Source organism: Geothrix alkalitolerans (genome assembly GCF_022808885.1).
In the GTDB taxonomy this organism is placed as follows: Bacteria; Acidobacteriota; Holophagae; order Holophagales; family Holophagaceae; genus Geothrix; species Geothrix alkalitolerans.
In genome coordinates this window covers 41209-66100 of the sequence record NZ_JAKZLE010000004.1, presented here as the reverse complement: position 1 = coordinate 66100, position 24892 = coordinate 41209, and the positions used below count along the sequence as shown (strand labels likewise).

Below are 24892 nucleotides of genomic sequence, written 5' to 3'. Positions count from 1 at the left end.
TCAGGCTCCCCCTCCGGCGGCCGGGGCCCCATGGAGGGCCCTCAGCAGCACTTCGTCCAGTCGGTCGTGGCGCGGTGTGAGCTGGATGAGCGTGGCGCCCTTCGCCTCGGCCCAGCGGAAGGCGGCCGTGGGATCGGCCTCCGCCAGCTCCAGGTCGTAGAGGCCGTTGCGGGCCTCCAGCACCGCGCCAAGATCCGCCAGAGCGGCCTCCTGGCCTCCGTCGAGCGGGTCGAGGAAGCGCAGCTCCACGCGCCGGGCCAGGGCTCTGCGCAGTCCAGCCATGGAGCCTGCGGCCTTGATCTGGCCCTGGTCGAGGATCACCAGCTGGTCCGCCACGCGCTCCACGTCGCCCAGCAGGTGGGAGGCCAGGATGACGCCCGTGCCCAGCTCCGCGTGGACGCGCAGCACCAGGTCCAGCATGCGGCGGCGGCCGTCGGGATCCAGGCCGTTGGTGGGCTCGTCCAGGAAGACCAGCTCCGGGCTGTGCACCAGGGCCTGGGCCAGCTTCACCCGCTGGCGCATGCCGGTGGAATAGCCGCTGACGGGCCGGTAGCGGGCCTCATCCAGACCCACGAAGTAGAGCACCTCGTGGGCGCGGTCCCGGGCCGACTCCGGCGCAAGGCCGCTCAGCTCGCCCCAGAAGGCGACCTGTTCATAGGCCGAGGCGTCCTCGATGAGGGCGTCGTACTCGGGCATGTAGCCGACGCGCGCCCGGAGCTTGGCGGCCTCGGGAGCCCCGAGGGCCACGCCCAGCACCGTCCCGCCGCCGGCGGAGGGGCGCAGGAGGCCGAGAAGGGCCTTCAGCAGGGTGGACTTGCCGGCGCCGTTGGGGCCCAGCAGGCCCACGATGCCCTGGTCCAGGGCGAGGGTCAGACCCTTCAGGGCGGGCGCCGCCGCGGCGGCGTAGCGCACTTCCAGGTTCTCGAAGGCGATCAACGGGGCCTCCAGGGAATGGTCACGGCTGCTCCAGGATGTGGCGGCTACGAGAGGCGGAGGGGAATGGATTAGGCCGGGGCGGTCGTGGAAGGGGGGGCGGAATGGATTGTTCAATGAAAGCGACTTAGGCTGGACGGGATCATCCTCCCACCGCCCGAGGGCTTTCGCATGCAACTCCTGGACTGGCCATTCCTCGACGCCCTGCAGGCGGGAGCGCTGGCGACCCTCTTCGTGGGCTTCGGCCTGGATGCCCTGGCCCGGCGGGATCGGATGATGGGCTGGATGGCCCTCACCTGCCTGCTCGTGGGCGTCCGGCACGGGGTGCTGGCCCTCGGCTCCATGCCGGCCTGGAATCCGGACCTGGTGGACCGCATCCAGAGCCTGCTGGTGTCCGTCGGATTCATCACCCTCTGCGCGGCGCTGGTGAACCTGTTCCCGCGATACTTCCCGCGGCGATTCCCGGAATGGATCGCCCTGGGCATGATCCCCAACTACATCCGCAACCTTCTCCTGACCCACCCGAGCCAGGCGGAAGTGTGGGCCCACGGCCTCTACGACCTCACCTACCTCCTGGGCTGCGGGTTCATCGTCTACTGGTCCCTGCGGGCCCGGCAAGGCGGCGATCCCATGGGGCGGAGGCTGTTCTTCGCCTTCTTCGCCCTCACCGTCCCGGTGGTGGTGGAGATCGCCGCCCAGAGCCTCTTCGGGATCAAGATCCGGCTGTCCGGCTTCAGCCTCGTGATCCTGGCCATGGCCATCGGCACCTCCTGGCAGTGGCTCGTGGTGCGGGACATGGAATCCCGCGTCCAGCGGGCCGAGACCGAGGTCGAGATCTGGCGAAGCCTCGTGCCGGGCAATGCTTTCCGGACCGACCGATCCTCCCCGCTGATGGAAGGACTCTTCGGAAGCGGGTGGGCGGACCGTGTGCGCGAGAACCCCGAAGCGCCCCTGGTGGCCCTGGACGGTGCTTCCTACCACCTGCGGACCCGCCTCCTCCACCACCCCGAGCGGCTGGGCTGGTACGAGCGCGAGGGCGACGCCCAGCCGGGCACCCGGGGCTTCCTGGCCGGCTGGACGGTGGCCCTGGGCATGGACGATCCCGAAGCCAGCGCCCGGATCCAGGAGTGGCTTCACAGCTGGGGCGCCGATGTGCACCTGTGGGGTACCGTGCCCCCCCGGGAGGGTCCCTACCCCAGCGTCCTCATCTGGGCCCGTGAACCCAGCATCCTGGCGGTCTGGCGGGAGGACGACCTGCTGCGCCGGCGCCCCCGGTGGATCCAGCTGGGCGGCCCCATCACCGCGGGTCCCCATGTCCGGCTGGACCTGGGCCTGGATGCCGCCAGCCTGCGGGAGACCCTCCGCGAGCTGCTCTCCCGGCACTGATCCCGCGGGGATCGGGTGTTGACCTCCGGGCACTTGCCCGGTCGCGGCCGATCCGGCGGAGAATGGGGGCATGAGCTTCGCCCATCTCCACCTGCATACCGAGCACTCGCTTCTCGACGGCCTGACCCGCATCCCCGACCTCATCAAGAAGTGCCGGGCCAGCGGCATGCCCGCCGTGGCCGTCACCGACCACGGGAACATGTTCGGGATGATGAAGCTCTACGACGCCTGCGAGAAGACGAAGGATGCCGAGGGCACCTGGGCCGTGAAGCCCATCCTGGGCTGCGAAGTCTACGTGGCTCCCAAGACCCGCTTCGACCGGAAGCTCGAGGCCAAGAACCTCACGGGCGAGGAGGGCCTGGAGGACTGCGTGGACCCCAGCGGCAGCCGCGACGCGGGCTACCACCTGGTGCTGCTGGCCAAGAATCCGAAGGGGTTCGCCAACCTCTCGAAGCTGGTGTCGGCGGGCTTCACCGAGGGTTTCTACTACAAGCCGCGGATCGACAAGGACATCCTCCGCGAGCACAGCGAGGGCCTCATCGCGCTCTCCGCGTGCCTTGGCGGCGAGGTGCAGGCGCGCATCCTCCAGAATCGGCTGGACCAGGCCGAGCGCGTGGCCCGCGACTTCCGCGACCTCTTCGGCGAGGACTTCTACCTGGAGATCCAGGACCAGGGCTTCGACAAGGAGAAGGAGATCATCCCCTTCCAGCAGCAGCTCGCGGAGCGGCTGGGCATTCCGCTGGTGGCCACCAACGACGCCCACTACCTCAACCACGAGGACGCGGACCTGCACGACACCCTGCTCTGCATCGGCACGAAGACCACCAAGGCCAAGGAGAAGCGCATGCGGTTCTCCACGGACCAGTTCTTCGTGAAGACGCCCGAGGAGATGCGGGCCGTCTTCCCGGACCATCCTGAATATCTGGAGCGCACGCTCGAGATCGCCGCCAAGGTGGACCTGTTCCCCATCACGCGGAAGCCCGTCACGCCCCAGTTCCCCGTGCCCGACGGCTATGACCTGGAGGGCTATTTCGTCCATGTCGCCAAGGAGACCTTCGAGGCCCGCATGGCCGAGTGCCGCCCCCGCTGGCAGGCCGGCACGCTGAAGCATCCCGAGGCGAAGTACCGCGAGCGCCTGGCCTTCGAGCTGGACATGATCCTCAAGATGGGATTCCCCGGCTACTTCCTGCTGGTCTGGGACTTCATCCGCAAGGCCCGCGAGATGGGTGTGCCCGTGGGCCCGGGCCGCGGCTCGGCCGCCGGCAGCATCGTGGCCTGGTCCATGATGATCACCGACATCGACCCCATGCAGTACGACCTGCTGTTCGAGCGCTTCCTCAACCCCGAGCGCGTCTCCATGCCCGACGTGGACATCGACTTCTGCCGCGACGGGCGCCAGCGGGTCATCGACTACGTGACGGAGAAGTACGGCCAGGACAAGGTCAGCAACATCGTCACCATCAACCAGCTCAAGACCAAGGCCGTCATCAAGGACGTGGCGCGGGTCTTCGAGAAGGACTTCGCCTTCGCCAACAACCTCACCAAGCTGGTGCCCCAGGAGCCCGGCAAGCCCATCACCGTGGGCGAGGCGCTGGAGAAGAGCGACAAGCTCCGGGAGCTGTACGAGAGCGATCCCGAGGTGAAGAACATCCTCGACATCTCGGCGCGGCTGGAGGGGCTGGCCCGCAACACCGGTGTCCACGCGGCGGGCGTCATCATCGCGCCCGACGAGCTGACGCAGTTCGCGCCGCTCAGCATGGACAAGGACAAGAAGGTGATGGTGCAGTACACCATGACCGAGGCCGAGCGCGCCGGCCTGCTGAAGATGGACTTCCTGGGCCTTGAGACGCTCACCCAGATCGCCAAAACCCAGGAGGTCATCGAACGGCGGCACGGCAAGCCGCACGACATGAGGTCCATCCGCACCTTCGACGACAGGAAAACTTTCGAGCTATTCGCCGCCGGCGACACGGACGGCGTCTTCCAGTTCGAGTCCGGAGGCATGAAGCAGCTGCTCCGCCAACTGGGCCCGGACCGCTTCGACGACCTCATCGCGCTCAATGCCCTCTTCCGCCCGGGCCCGCTGGGCGCGGGCATGGGCACCACGTACGTGGAGCGGCGCCACGGCCGCGAGCCCGTGACCTACATGTTCCCGGACCTGGAGCCCATCCTCTCCCCCACCTACGGCGTGATCCTCTACCAGGAACAGGTCATGCAGATCGCCAGCCTCGTGGCCGGATACTCCCTGGGCGAGGCGGACATGCTGCGCCGCGCCATGGGCAAGAAGGACAAGGAGAAGATGGCGAAGGAGAAGACCAAGTTCATCGAGCGGGGCGCCGCCCGGGGCTACGACAAGGCCAGGGTCGCGGAGATGTTCGACCTCATCGAGTACTTCGCGGGCTACGGCTTCAACAAGAGCCACAGCGCGGCCTACGCCATGGTGGCCTACGAGACCGCCTACCTGAAGGCCAACTACCCCGTGGAGTTCATGGCGGGCCTGCTCTCCACCAAGTCCGGCCGCACGGACGACGTGGCCAAGTACGTGCAGAACTGCCGGGAGCGGGGCATCGAGGTGCTGGGGCCGGACATCAACGAGTCGGCGCTCGATTTCACCGCGACGGGAGATCGGCAGATCCGTTTCGGATTCGCCGCGGTGAAGGGGCTTGGGGAAGCCGCGCTGCAGGCCATCCTCGAGGCGCGCGAGGCCGAAGGCGGCTTCAAGGATCTGTTCCACGCGCTGAAGAGCACGGACCTCTCGAAGGCCAACCGCAAGGTGTGGGAGTCCCTCATCAAGGCCGGTGCCTTCGACAGCCTGGAGCCCAACCGGGCGGCGCTGGTCCAGGGCCTGCCGGACGCCATCTCCGCCGCCTCCCGCGGCACCGGCGACACGGGCATGACCAGCCTCTTCGACGACGCGGAGATGGCCAGCCTCAGCGAGGACTGGCGCGTGCCCGAGGGCATCGAGCCCTGGGACCGCCGCACCCGGCTGGCGGCCGAGCGCGAGGTGCTGGGCCTCTTCGTCAGCGGCCATCCCCTCGAGGAGTTCGCCGACGCCATCCAGGTGCACACCCACGGCACCCTGGCCAAGATCCTGGAGGACGTGGCCGCCGGGCGGCTGCGGGACCGCGGCGAGGTCACACTGGGCGCCATGGTCAGCACCGTGGCCTTCAAGACCAACCAGAAGGGCGAGCCCTGGGCCATCCTCCAGGTGGAGGACCTGGCCGGGAAGATGGAAGTGCTGCTCATGGCCAGCAAGTGGGATTCCCTCACCAAGAAGGCCACGCTGCGCCCCTTCGAGCGCTACCGGCACCTGGCGGTGCCCGAAGCCATGCTGCGCATCACGGGCGAGCTGCGGGTGGAAACCCTCCAGGCCAACGGCAACGGAAACGGGGACGCCGAAGAGGAAGAAGAGCAGACCGTGGTGAAGGTCTTCGCCACCGTGCTGGAGCCGCTGGAGACCTTCCAGGGCCAGGGCTTCACCGGGGCGCTGGTGCGGCTGCCCGTGGGCGAGTGCCCGCCCCGCCTGGAGTCGATCCTCAAGGACCACCGGGGCGACCTGCCCGTGACCTTCGAGTACCGCTCGAAGGAGGGCCTGGTGGCCCGCGTCCGGGCCGGCCGGGACCTGCGCCTCAAGCACGACCCCGACCTGGCGGAACGGCTCGCCAAGGACACGGGCTGCACCCTCACCTGGACCTACTGATGCCCGGAACCCCGGACGCGGAGTCCCCGTGATCCCCCTCTTCCTGCTGCCCGGCTTCCGCCGCTGGGGTGCCCATCTGGAGGCCCTCCTGGCGCGGCCGGAGGGCTTATGGATCCACGGCCCGGCGGGATCGGGGGTCTCAACGATTGCGGCAGAATTTGCCCTTCGCCGAAATCGGCCCTGGTTCGAAGCCGCTTCGGTGGAGGAAGGCGCCGCCTGGACCGCCATCCACCCCGGCGGCGTGGTGGCGGCCCGGGGCCCGATGCCCGCCGGCTTGGCCTGCCTGGAGTTGCGCCTTCCCGCCCTGGACGAGGATCCCGACTGCCTTCCGGGGTTGCTGGCGGCCCTGGCGGAGGAGGAGGGCGTCCCTGCGCCCTGGCCTCCGGCCCTGGGGGCCCTGCCCTGCCCCGGCAACCTCCGGGAGCTCCGCAACCGGATGCTGCGCTGGAAGCTCCTGGGCCAGCTGCCGGAGCCCGAGCCGGCCGGCCCGCCCAGCTTCGAGGCCGAGGACATGGCCACGAACCTGCACGACCTGGAACGCTTCCTCCTGCACCGGGCCCTGCGCCGGGCCTACGGCAACCGCGTGGAGACCGCCCTCCGCCTGGGTGTGAGCCGCCGCCAGCTCTACCTCCTCATCCGCCGCCACGGCGATCCGGTCCGGGGTGAAGCGGCCTCCGGGGACCTGCCCCAGCGGATGAAGCGGCGCAGATCGGCACAAAACTCCAGTCTGGACACCGACGCCCGATAACGGGGGCGTGGCCAGCCGGCCACGCATGGATGACCAGCTATGGCGACTCCCCTTCGGGTACTGGTGGTGGACGACAATCCCACGATGCGGGACGGCCTCGCCCTGGGCCTGAAGCGGGCCGGCTTCCCCGTGGAGCTGGCCCGGAACGGCGAGGAGGCCTTGCGCCGCATCCATCCCGGCACCTTCGATATCGCGGTGGTGAGTCTCCACCTGTCCGGCATGGGCTGCCCGCAGTTCCTGGCCCGCCTCAAGGCCGTGGATCCCGCCCTGCCCGTCCTCCTCACCACCGGCCCCGGCGCGTCCGGGGAGGCCCTGGCCTTGGGCGCCTTCGACGTCCTCCCCCAACCCTTCACCCCTGAGGAACTCACCGCCGCCATGCAGAAGACCCTGATCTCCGAGGAACACCTCCAGACCACCGAACTCGCCGAAGCCCCCCTCCTCCTCACCCGGGATCGGGCCCTGGGCGAGGTCCTGGCCCTGGCCCGCCGCGCCGCGGACAGCCGCGCCACCATCCTCATCCAGGCCGAGCGCGGGGCCGGCAAGGAGATGTTGGCCCGCCTCATCCACGGGTCCAGCCCCCGCCACAGCGGCCCCTTCGTGACCTTCAACTGCGCCGCCCTCCCCGAAGACCTGCTGGAAGCGGAGCTGTTCGGCCTGGAGAAGGGCGGCCGCCCCGGCTCCGCCGCGAAGACCGGCGCCTTCGAGCAGGCGGATGGCGGCACCCTGGTGCTGGAGGCCGTCGAAGCCCTTCCCCTGGGCCTCCAGGATCGCCTGCTGCGGGTCCTCCAGGACCGGACGGTGGAGCGCGTGGGCGGCAGCCGCGCCATCCCCGTGGATGTCCGCCTCATCTCCCTCAGCAGCCGCGACCTCCTGGCGGACGTGAAGGCAGGCCGCTTCGCCGAGGATCTCTACTACCGGCTGAACGTCATCCCCCTGAACCTGCCCCCCCTGCGGGAGCGGCTGGGCGACCTGGAGCTGCTGGCCGCCCATTTCGCCGAGCGCTGCGCCCGGGAGAACGACCGGGCGGTGCCCAGCCTGGCGCCCAGCTTCCTCGCCGCCCTGGCCCGCCACCCCTGGACGGGCAACCTCCGCGAGCTGGAGAACGTCATCCAGCGCTGCGTGGTCCTGAACCAGGGCCACCGCCTCAGCCAGCAGGATCTCCGCTGGCTCCTGCCTCCCGAGGCCTTCGAAGGCCTGCCCGCCGATCCCGTCCAGGACGCCGCCGGGTCCTGGGCCCCGCCCGCCCCGGACCCCCCCCCAGGTGAGGAGCGGCCGCTTCCCCCGGGCGCCGTGGTGGCCGATCCTCGCAAGCCCCTGGTGGGCTTGGCCCTCGGCACGCCCGTCGTGCTGCCCCTGGGCCTGAGCCTGCCGGAGCTGGAGCGCTTCTGGCTGCTCTCGACGCTCAGCGCCCTCAAGGGCAACCGCACCCACTCCGCGGCCCAGCTGGACATCGCCCTCCGCACGGTACGGAACAAGATCAACGAATACAAAGCCGACGGCTTCGCCATTCCGCCGAGCACGCGGGGAGGCGAGTAGGCCGCCCCTGGCTGGAGCCCCGGGCCCATGCGCATCGGCCTGGCATTCCTCTGCCTTCCGGTCGGCCTCCCAGCCTCCGCCCAGGGCATTGCACCCTTCAGGACCCAGAAGGTGAAGCCCTACCGCGTCCCGGCCGCCAGCGCCTCCCCGTACCGGCTGTCCCTGAGGATCCCCTCAAAGTCGCTGGAAGTGAGGATCTCCCGGATGGCGTGCGCCTTGTCCTTGGCCTGGGCGTAGTAGGCCTGGGCGATGCGGAAGCCCATGAAGTAGCCGAGGTCCGCCGGGCGCCCCTCGCGCTGGCTGCTGCCGTAGAGCCAATGGGACGCGTCCGTTCCCGCCATCTCTGCCCGGAACTCCCGCCAGAGCTCCGCCTCATGGGCGTAGCCGTAGGCGTAGGCGGCCTGGTTGAAGGTGCCCTCGGCGATGAGCGAGGCCAGGAAGTCCGCCGAACCCTCGTGGAAGGCCTTCCCCAGCAGGGTGCGCGCCTCATGGGTCTGCTGGAAATGGATCAGCTCGTGGGCCACGATGCTGGGCAGGTCCGCCGGAGTATGGATGACCGCCCGGTGCCAGGGGCCCATCTCGTCCATGGGCACGCCGGGCCCTCGGCCGAACAGATCCATGCCCAGCAGCAGACCGTTGGAAGACGAGGTGCCGCCCGAGTTCATGGCCCCCACCACGAAATAGACATCCGGGAACATCGCGTCGGCATAGAGCGCCTTGAGTGCCCGGAAAGACTTCCTCGCCACGGCCTCCACCCCGGCGGCCTTCCGCGTGTTCTCCTGGATGGCGGCGAAGTAGCGAGGGTGCCTCTGGATGGCGTCGAGCAGGTTCGCGGCGCTCCGGATGCGGTTCGGGATGAAGTCCTGCAGGCCGACGCTGCCCCGGTCGAGGTACTCCCGCCGCAGGAGGCCCGCGGGATCCGGCGAGCCAGGGAGCTTCGCGTAGGCCTTCCAGAAGAGGTCCACATCGGTGGCGATGAACCGCGCGCCGTCGGGGTCCGAGTGGACGGCTCGGAAGTTCCGGGCGTTGGCCTTTGCCGCCGCCAGCATTCTGGGCCAGCGGGGGTCCGCGTGAAGTGGAGCCAGGTCGGTGTCTTCCTGAAGGAGGGAGTCCTCGCGAAAGCCCCGCTCCAGGGCCTTCTGAAGCAGTCCGAAGGCGGCCTCTCCCTGCCCGGCCAGGGCGTGCGCGCAGGCCCCCTGGTAGGGGTACTGGGCACCCTTCAGTCCCGCCGCCAGGGCCTGGTCGTAGAGACCGGCGGCGCGGGGGAAGTCCTTGGCCAGGAAGGCCCGGTCCCCCTGCTGGGCGAGCTCAGCCGCGGAAGGGGCCAGCAGGGCCTGGGCTTGAACCCGCAGGCTCGCGTAGGCCTCCGCAAGGGCTGTCAGCGTCTCGGCCTGCTCGTGGAGATCCTCTGTTCCCCGGAAGGCGGCGGAGGCATGGGGCTCCAGGGCCCGGACCGCCTTCTCCCAGGCGGGCCAGGCCGGCAGGGTGCGGATGCGTCCGCCCTCCATGGCGCCGAAGGCCTTGAGAAGGTAGGCCTCGCTGCGGGCCTCCGGCGGCCTGCCTGGCTGGACGGCCTCCACGAAGACCGGGGCGATCATGTCCGCCACGGCCTCGGGCCGGGTTCCGAAGCCCAGCCGGGCCGCCACCCAGGCCTCCCCGCCCACCACGCCCAGCGAGGAATCCGCGGGGAACCAGGCTCCGCTGGCGGGATCCCGCACTTCCAGCCAGCGGTGGTCGTTGTGCCGGTACCCGAAGACGCTGAAGCCCTTCCCGCCCTCGGCCACCTTCGTCCGGGCCCTGGCCTCGCGCTGGTCGGAGGGAGCCTGGAGGTTGATCTCATGCACCCAGCGGGCCTCGAAGCCGCCGGCCTTCAGCAGGTCCAGGAGCACCTTGGCGTGGTCCGCGCAGTTGCCGCTGCCCCGCACCAGGATCTCGTCCACGGTCCGGGTGCGGTAGTCCGTGGCCACCCAGGGCATGCGCCGGTGGAGGTGGTCCACCAGCGCGCCCACCCGAACCTCCGCCGTCCCCGACCGCGCCAGGACGGCCAGGGCCTCGGCTCGGGACAGGGCCGGTCCCTCCTGGGCGGCCAGGAGCCCGGGAAGGAGGAGCAGCGAGACCAGGCGCCTCACGGCCGGGCCCAGAAGGCGGCGGGATTGTGGGTGATGAGGCCTCCGGCGGCATCGCGGGCAGGCCGGGACGGGAAGCCGAGGCCGTCCAGCGTCACGTAGCGGCGCTCGGAGCGGGATTCGTAGCCGTAGGCGCTCTCCATCGGGCAGGTGATCCGCACCAGGTTCTTGGCCATGTAGGCCTTATAGGTGGCCGGGCTCTCGGGGCGCCCGTTCCAGTTGGCCCCCTTCGAGAGTTCCAGGGGCCCGCCGGAGATGAGGCGCTCGCGCACCTCGGCGATGGAGAGGGGGCGGCCCTGGCCGTCCGTGAAGTACGCCTCCATGGTGGGGTCCATGTAGAGCCACTGGCCCAGGTCGTTGGACCACACGGTGGTGATCACGTGGCAGTCCGGATCCTTCTCGTCCAGGGGCTGGCAGGTGACCTGGCGTGACTTGAAGCCCATGGAGAGGTAGGCCTCGTTCAGGATGGTGGCCATCATGCGACAGTTGATCCCCCGCTTCTCCGCGCGGCAGACCTCCAGCAGGTGAAGGGCGTTCATGGGCTCGGGGTTCTTCGAGCTGCCGTCGTGGCGCACCTGGGCGTGGACCCAGCGCATGAGGTTCACGATCCGCTCGAACTCGGGGCCCTTCCCCGCCACCTCGTCCAGGCGGCAGGTCTTGCGGAGGGCGGCCAGGTCCGCGGCATCCGGGGCCTGGTAGGTGAAGGCGGGAACCGGAAGACCCGCGGGCCCGTAGTCCTTGAACCGCCGGAGGATGCCCACATAGTCCCCCCGCTCGCGGACGATGCCCTCCAGCCAGAGGAAGCCCGGCTCCTTCCGCAGCGAATCCAGGTCCGTGTCCACGCTGAAGGTCGTCCAGTCCTTGAGGCCTTCCCCCACCGCCGTGCCCAGGTAGGCCAGGGCCTCGCCGCGGCGGCCCAGGAGCGAGGCCGCGCAGGCCATGTTGTAGTGCACGCCGGCCCGGGTCTCGGCGGCGAGCTGCGCGAAGCCGGGGGACTGGGCCCGGGCGGCCAGGATCGTCAGGGCCTCCTCGAACTTCTTCCCCTTCCACAGGTCCTGGATGCGGGCGTTCTCCGCCTGTAGCTCCTGCGGCGGCGGGGGCGCCTGGGCGGGCAGAGACGGGGCGATGAAAGAGGCGAGGGCAAGGCACAGCGAAGCCAGCTGAAGTCGGCGCATGGGTTCCTCCCGGTCAAGGGATCGATGAGCGGAATACGGAGAGAGGAGGCAGTGGATTAGGGGTGATCTTGAAGGGTGCGCGGGGCTCGGCGGTCCCCGCGCTCAACGTTTCTGTTCCGCCACCCAGTCCTTGATGCGCCGGCCGAGCACATCCAGGGGCAAGGCTCCGGCGCCGAGCAGCTCGTCGTGGAACTTGCGGATGTCGAACTTCGCACCGAGTTGGTGTTTGGCGTAGTCGCGCAGTTCGAGGATCTTGAGCTGGCCCACTTTGTAGCCCAAGGCCTGGCCCGCCCATGAGATGTACCGGTCCGTCTCGCTCTGGACCACGACTTCCTCGATGCCCGAGTGCGCATGGAAGAACGCCACTGCCTGCTGGCGCGTCCATTTCTTGTGATGGAGGCCGGTATCCACCACCAGGCGGATGGCCCGCAGCATCTCATCCTGCAGGTGCCCGTAGTAGCTGTAGGGGTCCCGGTAGAAGCCCGCCTCCTCGCCGAGCTGCTCGGCATAGAGGGCCCATCCCTCGATGTAGGCCGTGTAGTCGCTTTGCTGGCGGAAGGGAGGGAGCCCGGAAAGCTCCTGGGCGAGAGCGAACTGCAGGTGGTGCCCGGGAACGCCCTCGTGAAGCGCCGAGGTCTCGATGCTGAGGGTGCGACGGCTGGCGAAATCGCCCGTATTGACCATGATGTGGCCGGGGCGGGAGCCGTCGGGCGTGCCCTGGTCGTAGGAAGCAGCTGGAGCGTCCTTCTCCCGGAACCTCGGTACGGGCATCACCACCACGCCGGCCTTCGGCAGCCGTCCGAAGAACTCGGGCAGCTTCGCGTTCATCTGGGTCGTGTACCGGGTGTAGAGGTCCACGATCTCCTGCCGGGACGTGGGATGGACCGCCGGGTTGGCCTGGAGGGACGCGTTGAACGTCTTGAGATCCTGGAATCCGAGCTTCCTGGCCGTCTCGAGCAGCAGACCCTCGATTCGCCGCACCTCATTCAACCCGATCTGATGAATCTGGTCCGGGCTCAAGTTCGTCGTGGTGGATACCTTCACCTGGAAGGCATAGCGCTCCTCACCCTGCGGCAGAGACCAGAGCCCGGCGCGCGCGCGCCCTTTGGCGGCGTATTCATGGCGGATGAAGCCTGCGAAAGCCCGGTAGGCGGGCACGACTTCTTCATTGATCGCGCGGAGGATGCCATCCTTGAGCCTTGCCTTGTCGGCCTCGGAGAAGGAGGCGGGGAACTTGGCCAGCGGCTGGGCGAAGGGAGAATCCTCCCCGCTGAGGGCAATGAGGTTCTCGCACTGCTGGATCACCTTGGGCAGGAGGAAGGCCGGAGGCATGAGGCCATCGCGCATGCCATTCCGCATCTGGATCACCGTCTGATCGAAGGCTCGGGGAAGCTGGTGGAGCCGGGCCAGGTAATCCTCGTAGTCCTTCACCGTCTCGAAGGAAAGCTGCGACACAAGCTGCGGCGCGTCGAGGTGGATGCCCGCGTTCTGGAACACGGGCATCTCCCAATCCTTGAACCTCGCGCCTTCCAGCTCGAGGCGCAGGCGGCGCACCATCAGCTCCTGGTTCAGGCGTTCTTGGGCGGAAAAGCCCCTGGTGTCAATCGCCTCGAACCGCCCGAGGAAAACGGCGGCCTGTTCGAGGTTCCGGTCGATGGCTGCTTGCGAAAAGTCCGAAAGCCTATCGTTGTACCGCTTGTCTCCAATGATCGATGCGAATTCCGGATGAGAGCGAAGATGGTGCTCCCACTGCTCGTGGAGCAGCGCATCAAGGGCTTTTCTGCGTGTCGCCAGGGCGGGGAGGGCGCTTGCCAGGATCGCGGGCGGATGTTTTTCGGGAAGGGGACGCCCCACCTCCTGTGCCTGGAGACCCATGGCAGAAAGGGCGAGGGCGGCCAGAAACAACGGCTTTGGACGCATGGCGGCTCTTTCAGGGGGATGGGTCATGGAGTGGTCCGGGCCGTTCTGCCAGCGGAAACCGCCGCCACCGTCGGAATGAAGGCAGGCGCAGGGCATGGCCTGGATGTAGCCACCACCTGCGGCGACGCGGGAGGAATCCTGGATCGGGTTCATGCTGGTCTCTCCTTGTTATCGTAAAATTACGATTAAATGAGCCAAAAAAAATGGAAGGCTCTAGAACACCCGTCCCACGAGAGTCCTGAACCAGGCTGTATTCTCCGGGGAGAGCTCATAGCACACCGACGGGCCATCCACTTCGCCCTTGATCCAGCCGGCTTCCCGAAGAACCTTCAAATGCTGGGAGACCGTAGCCTGGGCGATGGGCAGGTGATCCACGATCTCTCCGGTGATGCAGCCAGGATGGGTGACCAGGAACTTCAGGATCTGGAAGCGCAGCGGATTCCCGGCGGCTCTCATCATTTGGAGGAACCGGGCCTCATCCTGCTCCCCGATGGCGAGGGTGCAGCAGCGCGGCGGAATGGTTCCTCGGGTCCTGTTCATATCGTAATCATACGATATAACATTTCCGCGTCAAGGCCGGCCTTCCCCAGACGGACTCGTCCTAGCCTCGCCCCCCCGCCTCGCCGGCCTTTCCCCTCAGCCAGGGCGGCACCGGGGTGGCCCCGGTCTCGTGGCGGTAGAAGGCCGCCGTGATCTCTGCGCCCAGCAGCAGGATGGCGCAGCTGTAGTAGAGGAAGATGAGCCCCGCGACGATGCCCAGCAGCGAGCCGTACATGATGCCCCAGGTCATGGTGTGGCGCAGGTAGATGCCGAATCCCCACTTGGCCAGCCACCACAGGGCTGTGGAAATGCCCGCGCCCAGGAAGGCGTGCTTGAACTTCACGTGCAGACGGGGCAGGTGCTGGAGCACCACCGTCACCACCACCAGGCCCAGGATGGGCGCCAGGTAGGGCAGGAGATCCGTCTGCCTCGCGGGCATGAACTTCCGCAGGGCGCCGCCCACCAGGAGGGCCAGGAAGACCACCAGGGTGAGCAGGCCCACCACCAGGAACGTCACCTGGCGCAGCAGGTGGTTCTTTCGAGTCTGCCGGTGCTTCTTGATGCGCAGGCCGAAGACGTGCGCCAGGCTGGTGTCCAGCTGGCTGATGCCCCAGTAGCTGCCGAAGAGGAGCACGCCCCAGGAGAGTCCCATGCCGCCGATCCGCTGGCTGTTGGCCACGGCGTCCACGACGAACTCGCGGGGCAGGTAGGGCACGATCTCCTGCAGCGTCTTCAGCGTGGCCGGCCCGTAGGCGCGGCTGCCCAGGACGGCTCCCAGCAGCTTGAAGAGCAGGGTGGACAGGGGCACCAGGCTGACGATCAGCCAGAAGCTGAGCCCCGCGGCGTAGCTCAGGCAGTCGTCCTTGTGGTACTTGCCCAGCACCTCCATGGTGAAGGCCCCGGCCCGACCCAGGGGCGGCACCGCCCGGGCGATCTCATGCCAGACCCGCTCCAGGGTGGCGACCAGGTTCGCCCAATGACCCAGGACCTTCTCGACCACGGCGGCTCCTAGAAGCGGACGGGATGCCGGGGCAGCAGGTACATCAGCCAGGCCAGCGCCAGGCCGATGCCGATGAGACCCGCCGCATGCTTGAGGATCGAGGCCCGCGTCCGCTCCGGCCGCGTCGTCGGATGAAGGAGCCCCAGCACCAGGGAGATGCCGAGCCCCATGACGACGAAGTGGATGACGTGGCTGGAGAGAAAGCGCATGGAATCAGGCTATCAGCTATCAGCTGTCAGCTGTCAGCTGTCAGCTGTCAGCCACTGAAAGCTGATAGCTGATAGCCGATAGCTGAGAGCTGACAGCCCTACTGCGCCGTCGCCGGGTTCTCGCGGCCGGGACCGGCGGATTCGGCCCCCAGAGGCTGGGGCATGCGGGTGAGGGCCAGCTGGATGACCTCGTCCATGTGGCTGACGAGGTGGATGCTGAGCTGCTCGCGCACCTCGGCGGGGATCTCCTCCAGGTGCCGGGCGTTCTCACTGGGAATGAGCACGGCCTTGCGGCCCTGGCGGTGGGCGGCCAGGAGCTTCTCCTTGAGGCCGCCGATGGGCAGCACACGGCCCCGCAGGGTCAGCTCGCCCGTCATGGCCAGATCCGCTCGCGCGGGGATGCCCGTCAGCACCGAGATCAGGGCCGTGGCCAGGGTGATGCCGGCACTGGGGCCGTCCTTGGGGATGGCGCCCTCAGGCACGTGGACGTGGAGATCCACCGTGTCCAGGAAATCCCGCTTCAGGCCCAGGCGCTCGGCCCGGGCGCGGACGTAGCTCAGGGCCAGGTTGGCGCTCTCCTGCATGACCTCGCCCAGCTTGCCCGTGAGCTTGAGGACGCCCTTGCCGGGCAGCACGGCGGCTTCGATGGTGAGCAGGTCGCCGCCCGTGGGCGTCCAGGCCAGGCCGTTCACGAGCCCCGGTGGGGCCGTGTCCTCGGCGCGAGTCTCGAGGAACTTCTCGGGGCCCAGCAGCTTGGGCACGCGCTCGGCGGTGATGACGGAATCGAAGGCCTCACCCTTTTCGGGCTGCAGCGTATGCCGGGCCAGCTTGCGGAGGATGTTGGCGATCTCGCGCTCGAGCTGGCGCACGCCCGCCTCGCGGGTGTAGTCCTGCACGAGCTTCTCCAGGGCGGCGGGCTCGAAATGCACGCCCAGGTCCTTCATGCCGTGGCCCTCCAGGGCCCGGGGCAGCAGGTGCTGCTCGGCGATGGCCAGCTTCTCCTTGGTGGTGTAGCCCGAGAGCTCCAGCACCTCCAGGCGGTCCTCCAGCGGCTCGGGAATCTGGTGGCGGATGTTGGCCGTGGCCAGGAAGAGCACCTGGCTGAGGTCGAAGCCCACGTCCAGGTAGTGGTCCTGGAAGTTGGCGTTCTGCTCGGGATCCAGCACCTCCAGCAGGGCGGAGCTGGGATCGCCGCGGAAGTCCGAGGCCATCTTGTCGATCTCGTCCAGCAGCATGAGCGGGTTGCGGACCTTCGCCTTCTTCATCAGCGAGATGATCCGGCCCGGCATGGAGCCGATGTAGGTGCGCCGGTGGCCGCGGATCTCGGCCTCGTCGCGCACGCCGCCGAGCGACAACCGCACGAAGGGCCGGTTCAGGGCCCGGGCGATGCTGCGGGCCAGGGAGGTCTTGCCCACACCAGGAGGGCCCACCAGACAGAGGATCGGTCCGCGGAGGGGGGGACGGTTCTCGCCCTCGGAGACCTTCGTGGACGCGGCGGACGGGCTTTGCCCGGCCTCCGCGTGGGGGAGCACGAGGGGGGACGCAGAGGACGCAGCGCGTCCGGGCGGTCCCCCTTCGTTCATGTCAGACACCTTCTGCAGCCGCGCCATGACGGCCAGGTGCTCCAGGATGCGGGCCTTGATCCTGTCGAGACCGGAGTGGTCCTCGTCGAGCACGCGCTCGGCCTCCATGAGGTCCAGGCGCTCGTCGGCCATGGTGGTCCAGGGCAGGGCCAGCAGCCAGTCCAGGTAGGTGCGGCTCACGGTGGCCTCGGCGCTCTGGGGCGGCATGGCCTCCAGGCGCTCCAGTTCCTCCAGGGCCTTGGCCCTGGCCTCGGCGCTCATGCCGGCGGCCTCGATCTGGTCCTTCAGCCGGGCGAACTCGTCCTTCTCCTCCTTCTTGCCCAGCTCCTGCTGGATGACGCGCATCTTCTCGTTCAGGACGTACTGCTTGTGGTCCTGGTCCAGGCGCTGCCGGGTCTTCTCGTCCAGGGTGCGGTCCACCTCGGAGCGGGCGGCGTCCAGCTCCAGCAGGCGCATCATGGCCTCGAGGCGGGGCCCGATCTCGAGCTGATCGAGGATCTCCTGCTTCTGCTTCACCTCGGCCGGCAGGAGGCCGGCCACGGTGTCGATGGCCTTGCCCAGGGGCAGCTCGCGGATCTGGTCCATGCTGAGCAGCCGCGAGGCGTCGGAATTGCGGCCCAGGAAGGCCTCCACCGCCTGGTGGAAGGGCTGGAGAGATTCAGCGGGGGGCTGGGTGGGCTCGGCCAGCAGGTAGGCCTCGGCCTGGATGATCTCGCCGCTGTCGTCATAGCGGCGCAGGCTCACCCGGGCGATGCCCTTCACGCCGACCTTGTAGTAGTCCTTGGGCAGGGCGAGGACGGATTCCACCAGGGCCAGGGTGCCGATGGGGTAGAGGTCGTCCTGGCCCGGCGCCTCCACCTTGGCGTCCTTCTGCGTGAGCATGAGCAGGTGGTCGCCGGCCTTGATGGCCAGCTCCAGCGTGCGCACCGAAGCCGAGCGGCCCACCACGAAGGGCACCCGGGCGCCGGGGAACAGGACCATGTCCCGGATGGGGATGGCCGGCAGGGTCAGGGTCTTCGGTACCGCCAAAGGTCTTCCCTTCTTCAGCCCGCCGCGGAGATGGGCTGGGAAGGCAGGCCCAGCACCTCTTCCACCTTCTGCCGGGTGATGCGCAGGGACTCGCGCGAGGTGCGCTTGTCCGAAGGCAGCTCGTACATGGGCTCCAGCAGGATCTGCTCCACGAGGCTGCGGAGGCCCCGGGCGCCCAGCTTGCGGGTGAGGGCCTGCTCGGCGATGGCGTCGATGGCGCCCTCCTCGAAGCTCAGGTCCACGTCATCCATGTCGAAGAGCTTCACGAACTGCTTGGTGATGGCGTTCTTGGGCTGGGTGAGGATGGCCACCAGGGCCTCGCGGTCCAGGGGCGAGAGGCCCGCCACGACGGGCAGGCGGCCCACCAGCTCGGGGATGAGGCCGAACTTGATGATGTCCTCGGGCTCCACCAGGCGCAGCAGGTTCTCCTTGTCCTCCTTCGACGAGGGCGTGGAGCCGAAGCCCACGGCCTTGGCCCGGATGCGCTGCTTGATGATGTCCTCGATGCCCACGAAGGCGCCGCCGCAGATGAACAGGATGTTGCTGGTGTCCAGCTGGATGAACTCCTGGTGCGGGTGCTTGCGTCCGCCTTGCGGGGGGACGTTGGCGACCGTGCCCTCCACCAGCTTCAGCAGGGCCTGCTGCACGCCCTCGCCGCTGACGTCGCGGGTGATGCTCGGGTTCTCGCTCTTGCGGCCCACCTTGTCGATCTCGTCGATGAAGACGATGCCGCGCTGGGCCCGCTCCACGTCGTAGTTGGCGGCCTGCAGCAGCTTGGTGAGGATGTTCTCCACGTCCTCGCCCACGTAGCCGGCTTCCGTCAGCGTGGTGGCATCGGCCATGGCCAGGGGGACATCCAGGAAGCGGGCCAGGGTCTGGGCCAGCAGGGTCTTGCCCGTGCCCGTGGGACCCAGCAGCAGGATGTTGCTCTTGGACAGCTCCACCTCGGGGCCGCCCAGGGCCTTCCGGGGGGTGACGATGCGCTTGTAGTGGTTGTAGACCGCCACGCTCAGGCGCTTCTTGGCGGACTCCTGCCCGATGACGTAGTCGTCCAGGAAGGCCTTGATCTCCTTGGGGCGGCTGAGCCGGGCGTCGGGCTTGCCCAGGGGCTTGCCCTGGCGGCTCATCCGCAGCTGGAGCTGGCCCGCCTCCAGGCACTCGTTGCAGATGAACGCCTCCGGCCCCGCGAGGAGCTGCTCCACCTCGTGGGGCTCCTTGCCGCAGAAGGAGCATTTCTGCTCGCGCTTGTACTTGTTCATGGCGGGACCTCGCCGGACCTAGGCTACATCGTGAATGGTCTTCAGTTCCAGGATCTCGAAGCGCCGGACGCCCGCCGGGATCTGGACCCGCACCTCGTTGCCCTCCTCCTGGCCCACCAGCGCCATGCCAATGGGGGAGCTAATGCTGAGATGCTGGGGATGGCCGTCGAGTTCCTCAGGAAGCACCAGCTTGAAGGTGAACTCCTCCTCGGAATCCAGGTCCAGGATCGTGACTTTGGACCCGTAGGCGGCCCGGGTCTTGGGCAGACGGCTGATGTCCAGGCTGGCCACCTCGGAGATGCGCTTCTCCAGCGTCACCAGCTTGTTCTGGAACATGTCCCGCTTGGCGAGGGCCTGTTCGTATTCGGCGTTCTCGGACAGGTCGCCCTGGCCGGCGGCCCGGGCGATCTCCTGGGGGATGTCCACCAGGAGGGCCTGCTTGACGGTCTTGAGTTCCTGTTCGAGCTTCGCAAGCACGTGCTTGGGCATGGGGGGTGTCCTGGTAAAGGGGGTCAAAAAAATGGCGGGCCGAAGGGGCCCGGTCACGCAGGGGGTGGTTGGATCGATTCTACCCACTCCCGGGGCGGAAGCGGAGCCGGGAGGGGATGGCCCTCCCCCGGCCGGGTCTTGAACCGGCGATGCATCCAGAACCACCAGCGGGGATCCTTGCGGATCTGGGCCTCGATGCGGGCGGTCATGAGCTGGGTGGCCACCCAGGCATCCCGGGCCGCGTCCCCGGTGACGGGTACGTGGAAGGCGGGCTCGAAGCGCACCGTGGTGGTGCCGTCGGGGTTGGGCCAGCTGAAGACCGGCAGGACCGGCAGGTCGTAGCGGGCGGCCAGGCTGCCGGCCGTGGAGAAGGTGGAGGCCCACTGGCCCAGGAAGCGGACGAACACGCCGCTGGTGAGGGCGTCCTGGTCGAGGAGGAAGCCCACGCCCCGCCCCGCCTTCAGGGCTTTCAGGGTGTCGCGCATGGCGCCGTCCTTGAGGATCACCCGGTTGCCGAACCGGGTGCGGAAGCCCAGCGAGATGGGCTCCAGCAGAGGGTTGTCCAGCTCCCGCCCGATGGCGTCAATGGTACGGCCCAGGCGGCTCTGGGCCAGGGCGACGGCTTCCCAGTTGCCGTAGTGGCCGGTGAGCTGGATGAAGCCCTTTCCGGCGGCCTGGACGGCATCAAAATGCTCCAGCCCCTCGACCTTGATCCAGCGATCGAGCTCTTCCGGCGTGGCGTGGCGCAGGCGGAGGAGGCTCACGAAGAGGCCCCCGAAGTGCCGGAAGCAGACCAGGGAGAGGGCCCGGGTCTCGGCCTCGGACAAGTCGAGATCCGCGAACCGCAGGTTCTCCCGGACGATGCGGCGGTGCCGGGGGTCCACCAGGTAGAACAGCGTGCCCGCCCCCTCGCCCAGGGTCTGGACGGTGGTCATGGGCAGGCGGCCGAGGATCCCGTCCAGCAGGCGGAACAGCCCGTACTCCAGGCGGTGCCTGAGCTTGGGTTGGGGGGTCTGCGGGGGGGTGGGGGTCAAGTCGGCCCTAAAAAAAGGGGCGCCTCGGGTGACGAGGCGCGGAAATCCAGTCTAGCAGGAACCTCGCTCAGGATTCCTTCATCAACATTTCCAACACTTCCAACACTCTCGCCGGAGAGATCCGGTGGGCGCTGGAGCCGTGGGTGGGGAAGCCGACGGGAGCCGCCGGATCACAGTCCACATCCGGCCCCCGCAGGGGCAGGGCCCGGGGCCCGATGGGGTTCACCCAGACTTCGGGGCTGGGCCCGAAGAGCGTGACCGTGGGTCGGCCGGTGGCGGCGGCCGTGTGGGCCAGGCCCGTGTCGATGGCCACGTTGCCCTGGGCCGCGGCCTGGATGGCGCAGGCCTCGGGCAGGGTGGTCTTCCCGGCCAGGTTCAGGGACCCGGGGACGGCGCCCGCCAGGGCCTCGCCCAGGGGCACCTCGTCGGGCCCGCCCAGCAGCACCGGACGGAAGCCCTGCCCCTGGAGCAGGCGCATCAGCTCCGGCCAGGTTCGATCCTCGGGGAACCAGCGCTTGCCGAAGCCGCGGGTGCCGAAGGCCAGGGTGACGTAAGGCTCCCCGCCCCAGCCCTCGGCCCGCAGCTTGTCCGGCCCCTGGTGGCCGCCCAGCAGGGCCGGGGTCAGGGGCAGCCAGAGGGCCCGGCCGTCGCCCGTGAGGGCTTCGAGCAGGGGCTGGATGCGGGTGGCGATGTGGAGGGGCAGGTTCCGGTAGCGGATGCTGTGGTGATACAGCGGGCGCAAGTGGTTGTCGGCGATGCCGGCCCGGAGCGGCACCCGGCTCAGCCAGGCGGCGAAGGGCAGGCGGGCGCTCTGGGAGAGGTTCAGGAAGGCCGCGGGCGGACGCTTCCGCCAGCCGCGGACCAGGGCCCAGGGATCGGGCTTGGCGGCGCCGCCGCCCTCGATGTGGGCCTCGGCGATGAAGGCGGGATCGGCCTCGGAGAGCAGGGCTGCGCCGATGTGGTGGCCCACGGCGATCCAGCGGAGCTGCACGCCCCGCTCCGCCGCCACGGCGTTCCAGTGGTGCTGGAGGGTGCGCAGGAAGGGCAGCGTCATCACCACATCGCCCAGCTGGCGGGGGAAGCGGATCCACACCTCCGGGGCCGCGCCGCCGGCCAGGGCCCGGTCGAAGCGGGCCAGGGCCGGGTGGCGGCCGGCGTCCAGGTCGCCTCCACGACCGGCGCTCACGCGCCTTCCCTAGAGAGGGGCATGGTCATGCAGCGCGGCCCTCCCCGGGCTCGGCTCAGCTCGCTGGCCTCGATCTGCACCAGGTATTTCCCTCCGTCCAGCAGGTCCAGGGCGGGATCCGACAGGACCGCCTTCGCGTTCAGCACCTGGTAGCCGGCCCGGTCGAGCGCCTCGGCGGTGGCCAGGTTGCGGCCGTAGCTGGTGATGACGCCCGGCGCCAGGCAGAAGGCGTTGGCGCCGTCGGTCCACTGCTCCCGCTGCTGGAGGATGAAGTCGTTCCCGCCGCAGAAGATGGGCCTCAGGTCGATGCCCACGCCCTTCAGGGCCTTCAGCAGGCTCGGGTGGGTGCTCATGCGCAGCTCGGGATGGCGCAGGTCGATGCTGGTGACGTTCAGCAGCTCCCGGCTGCCCTCCACGAAATAGGGCGGGTAGAGCAGGCACTCGCCCTCGCTGGTGCGGGTGAAGATGGTGTCCAGGTGCATGGCGCTGCGCTTCTTGGGCATGAGCACCATGAGCAGGTGGTCGAAGCTGCTGTCGTCCTCGGCGCGATGGTCGCGAAGGCTCTCGGCCAGGAGCTGGATGGCGTCCGCCTGGGTGCGCTCGGAGCAGCCCACGACCAGCACTTTGCGGCTGAGCACGAGGATGTCGCCGCCCTCCAGGCTCACGGGCGCCTTGATCTCGCCACGGATGAGGGGCGTCACCTGGTCGAACCACTTGTCGTGCTCCGTGTGATGCCGGAGCCGCGGGTGGTGCCGGAAGACATAGCTGAGGATGAGGGGTTCGCGCTCCCGGGCCCAGGTGGCCATGGAGTTCACGCTGTAGCCGTCGCCGATGACCGAGGCCGGGTCGCGCATGAACAGCAGGTTCGGGATGGGCCGCACCCGGTAGTCGAACTCCTCCTCCCAGTGCGTGTGGGCCGGCATGTCGTCCCAGGGCAGGCCGCCGATGACGCTGCGGGCCACGTCCGCCGGGGTCATGTCCCGCAGGAGGTTGCAGGTGTCGTCCGGCAGCCCCACCAGGCGCCGCAGATCCTCGACGAACGCCAGCTTCACCCCCTCGTCCTGGAGGGCCGCGATGAAGAGGTCCTGGATGTCCAGCACCTCATCGGCCACCCGGGCCAACACCTGCCGGAACTGGGAATGCTCCTGACGGGCCAGGTCGCCGTAGAGGATGTCGTCGAAGAGGAGCTTCTCCATCATCCCCGGCACCATCAGGTCCACCTCGGGCCCGGGGTTGTGGACCACCACCTGCCGGAGGCGGGCGGTCTCGGAGAACACGGAAAGCTGGATGGGCTGGATGGGCTGCATGGGGGTCCTTGGGGGGGCCGGAACCCCGCAGGGTAGCATGGAAGCCCTGTGACTTCTGCATCTGCGCGCCTCAGTTGACCCATGGGTTCGATATACTTTACCGATTTAGTCAGATTTTTTCTTGAACCCTGGGTGGGCTGGCCCTAGCCTGATTATTCCCAACGAAACCCGGGGCAAGACCCCTTCTGGAGGCTTCATGGCCGCGTTCGTCACCCAGCCCGCACCCGACTTCAAGGCCGACGCCCTGGTCAACGGCGAGTTCAAGCAGATCTCGCTGTCCGACTACAAGGGCAAGAAGGTCGTCCTCTTCTTCTACCCCCTCGACTTCACCTTCGTCTGCCCCACCGAGATCCTGGCCTTCGCCGACGCCCTCAAGGAGTTCGAGGCCCGCAACACCCAGGTCATCGGCGTCAGCGTGGACTCCAAGTTCAGCCACCACGCCTGGGTCAACACCCCCCGCAAGGAAGGCGGCATCCAGGGCGTGACTTTCCCCCTGGTGTCCGACCTGAACAAGACCATCGCCCAGGACTATAACGTTTTGCTGCCCGCAGGCATCGCCTTGCGCGGCCTGTTCATCGTGAACAAGGAGGGCATCCTCAAGCACATCACCGTGAACCACAACGACCTGGGCCGCAGCGTGGAGGAGGTTCTCCGCCTCCTGGACGCCATCGACTTCACCGAGGAGCACGGCGAAGTCTGCCCCGCCAACTGGCACAAGGGCGAGAAGGCCATGAAGCCGACCTTCGACGGCCTCAAGGCCTACGCCTCCGCCAAGTAGTCCGGCAGGGAACGCACGAAGCGGGCGCCGGAAGGCGCCCGCGGCGCGTACGCAGAGGCGGAATGGCCAAGGGCCATGACCATCCGACCGAAGCACAGCGAAGGGAGGATAGGGCCGCATCGGCGCAGCCGATGGTGGGGGCGTAGCCCCGAGGGCCAGAGGCCCGAGCCAGGCAGACCTTCGATGGGCTCAAGGCCTACGCTTCCGCCAAGTAGTCCGGCAGGGAACGCACGAAGCGGGCGCCGGAAGGCGCCCGCGGCGCGTACGCAGAGGCGGAATGGCCGGGCCCGGTTAATCTGTGGGGCCCATCCTTTCCATGCCGCGCTCCGCTTCGCGAGGATCCCTTTGCCCCAACCCAAGGATTTCCCGTCCCTTCCCCCCGCCCTCCGCCAGCCCCGGGGCTGGCTGTGGCGGGCCCTCGGGCGGGCCTACCTGCGCCTGGGCGGCTGGCGCATCGAGGGGGCCTTCCCGGAGGAGCTCAAGTTCGTCACCATCGTGGCCCCCCACACCTCGAACTGGGATTTCATCGTGGGCGTGGCTGTGGTCTTCGCCCTGGAGCTGCGAGTGTCCTGGCTGGGCAAGCACTCCCTCTTCCAGACGCCCCTCCGGCGCTTCTTCCTCTGGCTGGGCGGCATCCCCGTGAACCGCCAGGTGAGCCACGGGGTGGTGGATGCCTGCGTGAAGGCCTTCGAGGGGGTCCCCGCCCGCCTGCTGGCCCTGGCCCCGGAGGGCACCCGCAAGGGCGTGAGCCAGTGGCGATCCGGCTTCTACTGGATCGCGACGGCGTCCGGCGTGCCCATCTGGCCCGTGGGGTTCGACTTCGGCGACCATGTGATCCGGCTGATGCCCGTGTTCCACCCCACCGGGAGCCTGGAGGCGGACCTTCCCCGCATCCAGGCGATGTTCAGCGGCGTGCGGGGCCTCCGGGAGCGGTCGGCCCGCAGCATCCATTAG

The 24892-nt window shown here is 68.7% G+C and carries 19 protein-coding genes; 6 read left to right on the top strand and 13 right to left on the bottom strand.

Features of this window, described 5'->3' with window-relative positions; all coding sequences use genetic code 11:
- Window positions 1-936 (bottom strand): ABC transporter ATP-binding protein, encoded by a 936-nt coding sequence (locus tag MLJ35_RS09535; RefSeq protein WP_243384154.1) that lies wholly within the window; start codon window positions 934-936, stop codon window positions 1-3.
- 168 nt (window positions 937-1104) lie between these two features.
- Here MLJ35_RS09535 and MLJ35_RS09530 point away from each other — a divergent pair, with 168 nt between their 5' ends.
- The 4 genes from MLJ35_RS09530 (at window position 1105) to MLJ35_RS09515 (ending at window position 8303) form a co-directional block, all read left to right on the top strand.
- Entirely contained in the window at window positions 1105-2319 is a 1215-nt protein-coding gene (locus MLJ35_RS09530) for a hypothetical protein (protein WP_243384153.1), read from the top strand.
- A gap of 70 nt (window positions 2320-2389) precedes the next feature.
- A complete protein-coding gene (gene dnaE, locus MLJ35_RS09525; RefSeq protein WP_243384152.1) occupies window positions 2390-6019 on the top strand; it encodes a DNA polymerase III subunit alpha in 3630 nt (1209 codons plus the stop codon).
- A gap of 28 nt (window positions 6020-6047) precedes the next feature.
- Window positions 6048-6767, top strand: coding sequence for a helix-turn-helix domain-containing protein (locus MLJ35_RS16155; protein ID WP_243384151.1), 720 nt, complete (start codon window positions 6048-6050; stop codon window positions 6765-6767).
- A 39-nt stretch (window positions 6768-6806) separates the two neighbouring features.
- Window positions 6807-8303, top strand: coding sequence for a sigma-54-dependent transcriptional regulator (locus MLJ35_RS09515; protein ID WP_243384150.1), 1497 nt, complete (start codon window positions 6807-6809; stop codon window positions 8301-8303).
- Between the two features lie 119 nt (window positions 8304-8422).
- On the opposite strand, the gene MLJ35_RS09510 is transcribed toward MLJ35_RS09515, so the two are convergent.
- From MLJ35_RS09510 to MLJ35_RS09455, 12 genes are all read right to left on the bottom strand, one after another.
- Window positions 8423-10432 (bottom strand): TPR end-of-group domain-containing protein, encoded by a 2010-nt coding sequence (locus MLJ35_RS09510; protein ID WP_243384149.1) that lies wholly within the window; start codon window positions 10430-10432, stop codon window positions 8423-8425.
- Window positions 10429-11604, bottom strand: a complete 1176-nt coding sequence (locus MLJ35_RS09505; protein WP_243384148.1) for a transglutaminase-like domain-containing protein — start codon at window positions 11602-11604, stop codon at window positions 10429-10431. Before MLJ35_RS09505 ends, MLJ35_RS09510 begins: the two co-directional genes overlap by 4 nt.
- Before the next feature lie 102 nt (window positions 11605-11706).
- A complete protein-coding gene (locus MLJ35_RS09500) occupies window positions 11707-13479 on the bottom strand; it encodes a DUF885 domain-containing protein (RefSeq protein ID WP_243384319.1) in 1773 nt (590 codons plus the stop codon).
- 258 nt (window positions 13480-13737) lie between these two features.
- The gene (locus MLJ35_RS09495) at window positions 13738-14064 is read right to left on the bottom strand and encodes an ArsR/SmtB family transcription factor (RefSeq protein ID WP_243384147.1); all 327 of its coding nucleotides are present in this window, start codon (window positions 14062-14064) and stop codon (window positions 13738-13740) included.
- Window positions 14065-14125: 61 nt separating this feature from the next.
- Window positions 14126-15064 carry a YihY/virulence factor BrkB family protein gene (locus tag MLJ35_RS09490; RefSeq protein WP_243384146.1) on the bottom strand — a complete coding sequence of 313 codons (939 nt, stop codon included), beginning with the start codon at window positions 15062-15064 and terminating at the stop codon, window positions 14126-14128.
- An 8-nt stretch (window positions 15065-15072) separates the two neighbouring features.
- Window positions 15073-15273, bottom strand: a complete 201-nt coding sequence (locus MLJ35_RS09485) for a hypothetical protein (protein ID WP_243287799.1) — start codon at window positions 15271-15273, stop codon at window positions 15073-15075.
- A gap of 98 nt (window positions 15274-15371) precedes the next feature.
- Window positions 15372-17885: an endopeptidase La gene (lon, locus tag MLJ35_RS09480; RefSeq protein WP_243384145.1), complete on the bottom strand. Its 2514-nt coding sequence runs from the start codon at window positions 17883-17885 to the stop codon at window positions 15372-15374.
- A 14-nt stretch (window positions 17886-17899) separates the two neighbouring features.
- Window positions 17900-19144 carry an ATP-dependent Clp protease ATP-binding subunit ClpX gene (gene clpX / locus MLJ35_RS09475; RefSeq protein WP_026852223.1) on the bottom strand — a complete coding sequence of 415 codons (1245 nt, stop codon included), beginning with the start codon at window positions 19142-19144 and terminating at the stop codon, window positions 17900-17902.
- A gap of 18 nt (window positions 19145-19162) precedes the next feature.
- Window positions 19163-19633, bottom strand: a complete 471-nt coding sequence (locus MLJ35_RS09470; protein ID WP_243294830.1) for a GreA/GreB family elongation factor — start codon at window positions 19631-19633, stop codon at window positions 19163-19165.
- A 53-nt stretch (window positions 19634-19686) separates the two neighbouring features.
- On the bottom strand, window positions 19687-20667 hold the full coding sequence (locus tag MLJ35_RS09465; RefSeq protein ID WP_243384144.1) for a lysophospholipid acyltransferase family protein: 981 nt from the start codon (window positions 20665-20667) through the stop codon (window positions 19687-19689).
- Window positions 20668-20734: 67 nt separating this feature from the next.
- Window positions 20735-21853 carry a glycosyltransferase family 9 protein gene (locus tag MLJ35_RS09460; protein ID WP_243384143.1) on the bottom strand — a complete coding sequence of 373 codons (1119 nt, stop codon included), beginning with the start codon at window positions 21851-21853 and terminating at the stop codon, window positions 20735-20737.
- A complete protein-coding gene (locus tag MLJ35_RS09455; protein ID WP_243384142.1) occupies window positions 21850-23160 on the bottom strand; it encodes an arginine deiminase in 1311 nt (436 codons plus the stop codon). The genes MLJ35_RS09460 and MLJ35_RS09455 overlap by 4 nt, the downstream gene beginning before the upstream one ends.
- A gap of 196 nt (window positions 23161-23356) precedes the next feature.
- On the opposite strand from MLJ35_RS09455, the gene MLJ35_RS09450 reads away from it, so the two are divergent.
- Both MLJ35_RS09450 and MLJ35_RS09445 read left to right on the top strand, forming a co-directional pair.
- Complete coding sequence (locus tag MLJ35_RS09450; protein WP_026852219.1) at window positions 23357-23938, top strand: peroxiredoxin; 582 nt, start codon at window positions 23357-23359, stop codon at window positions 23936-23938.
- Between the two features lie 345 nt (window positions 23939-24283).
- A complete protein-coding gene (locus tag MLJ35_RS09445) occupies window positions 24284-24892 on the top strand; it encodes a 1-acyl-sn-glycerol-3-phosphate acyltransferase (RefSeq protein ID WP_243384141.1) in 609 nt (202 codons plus the stop codon).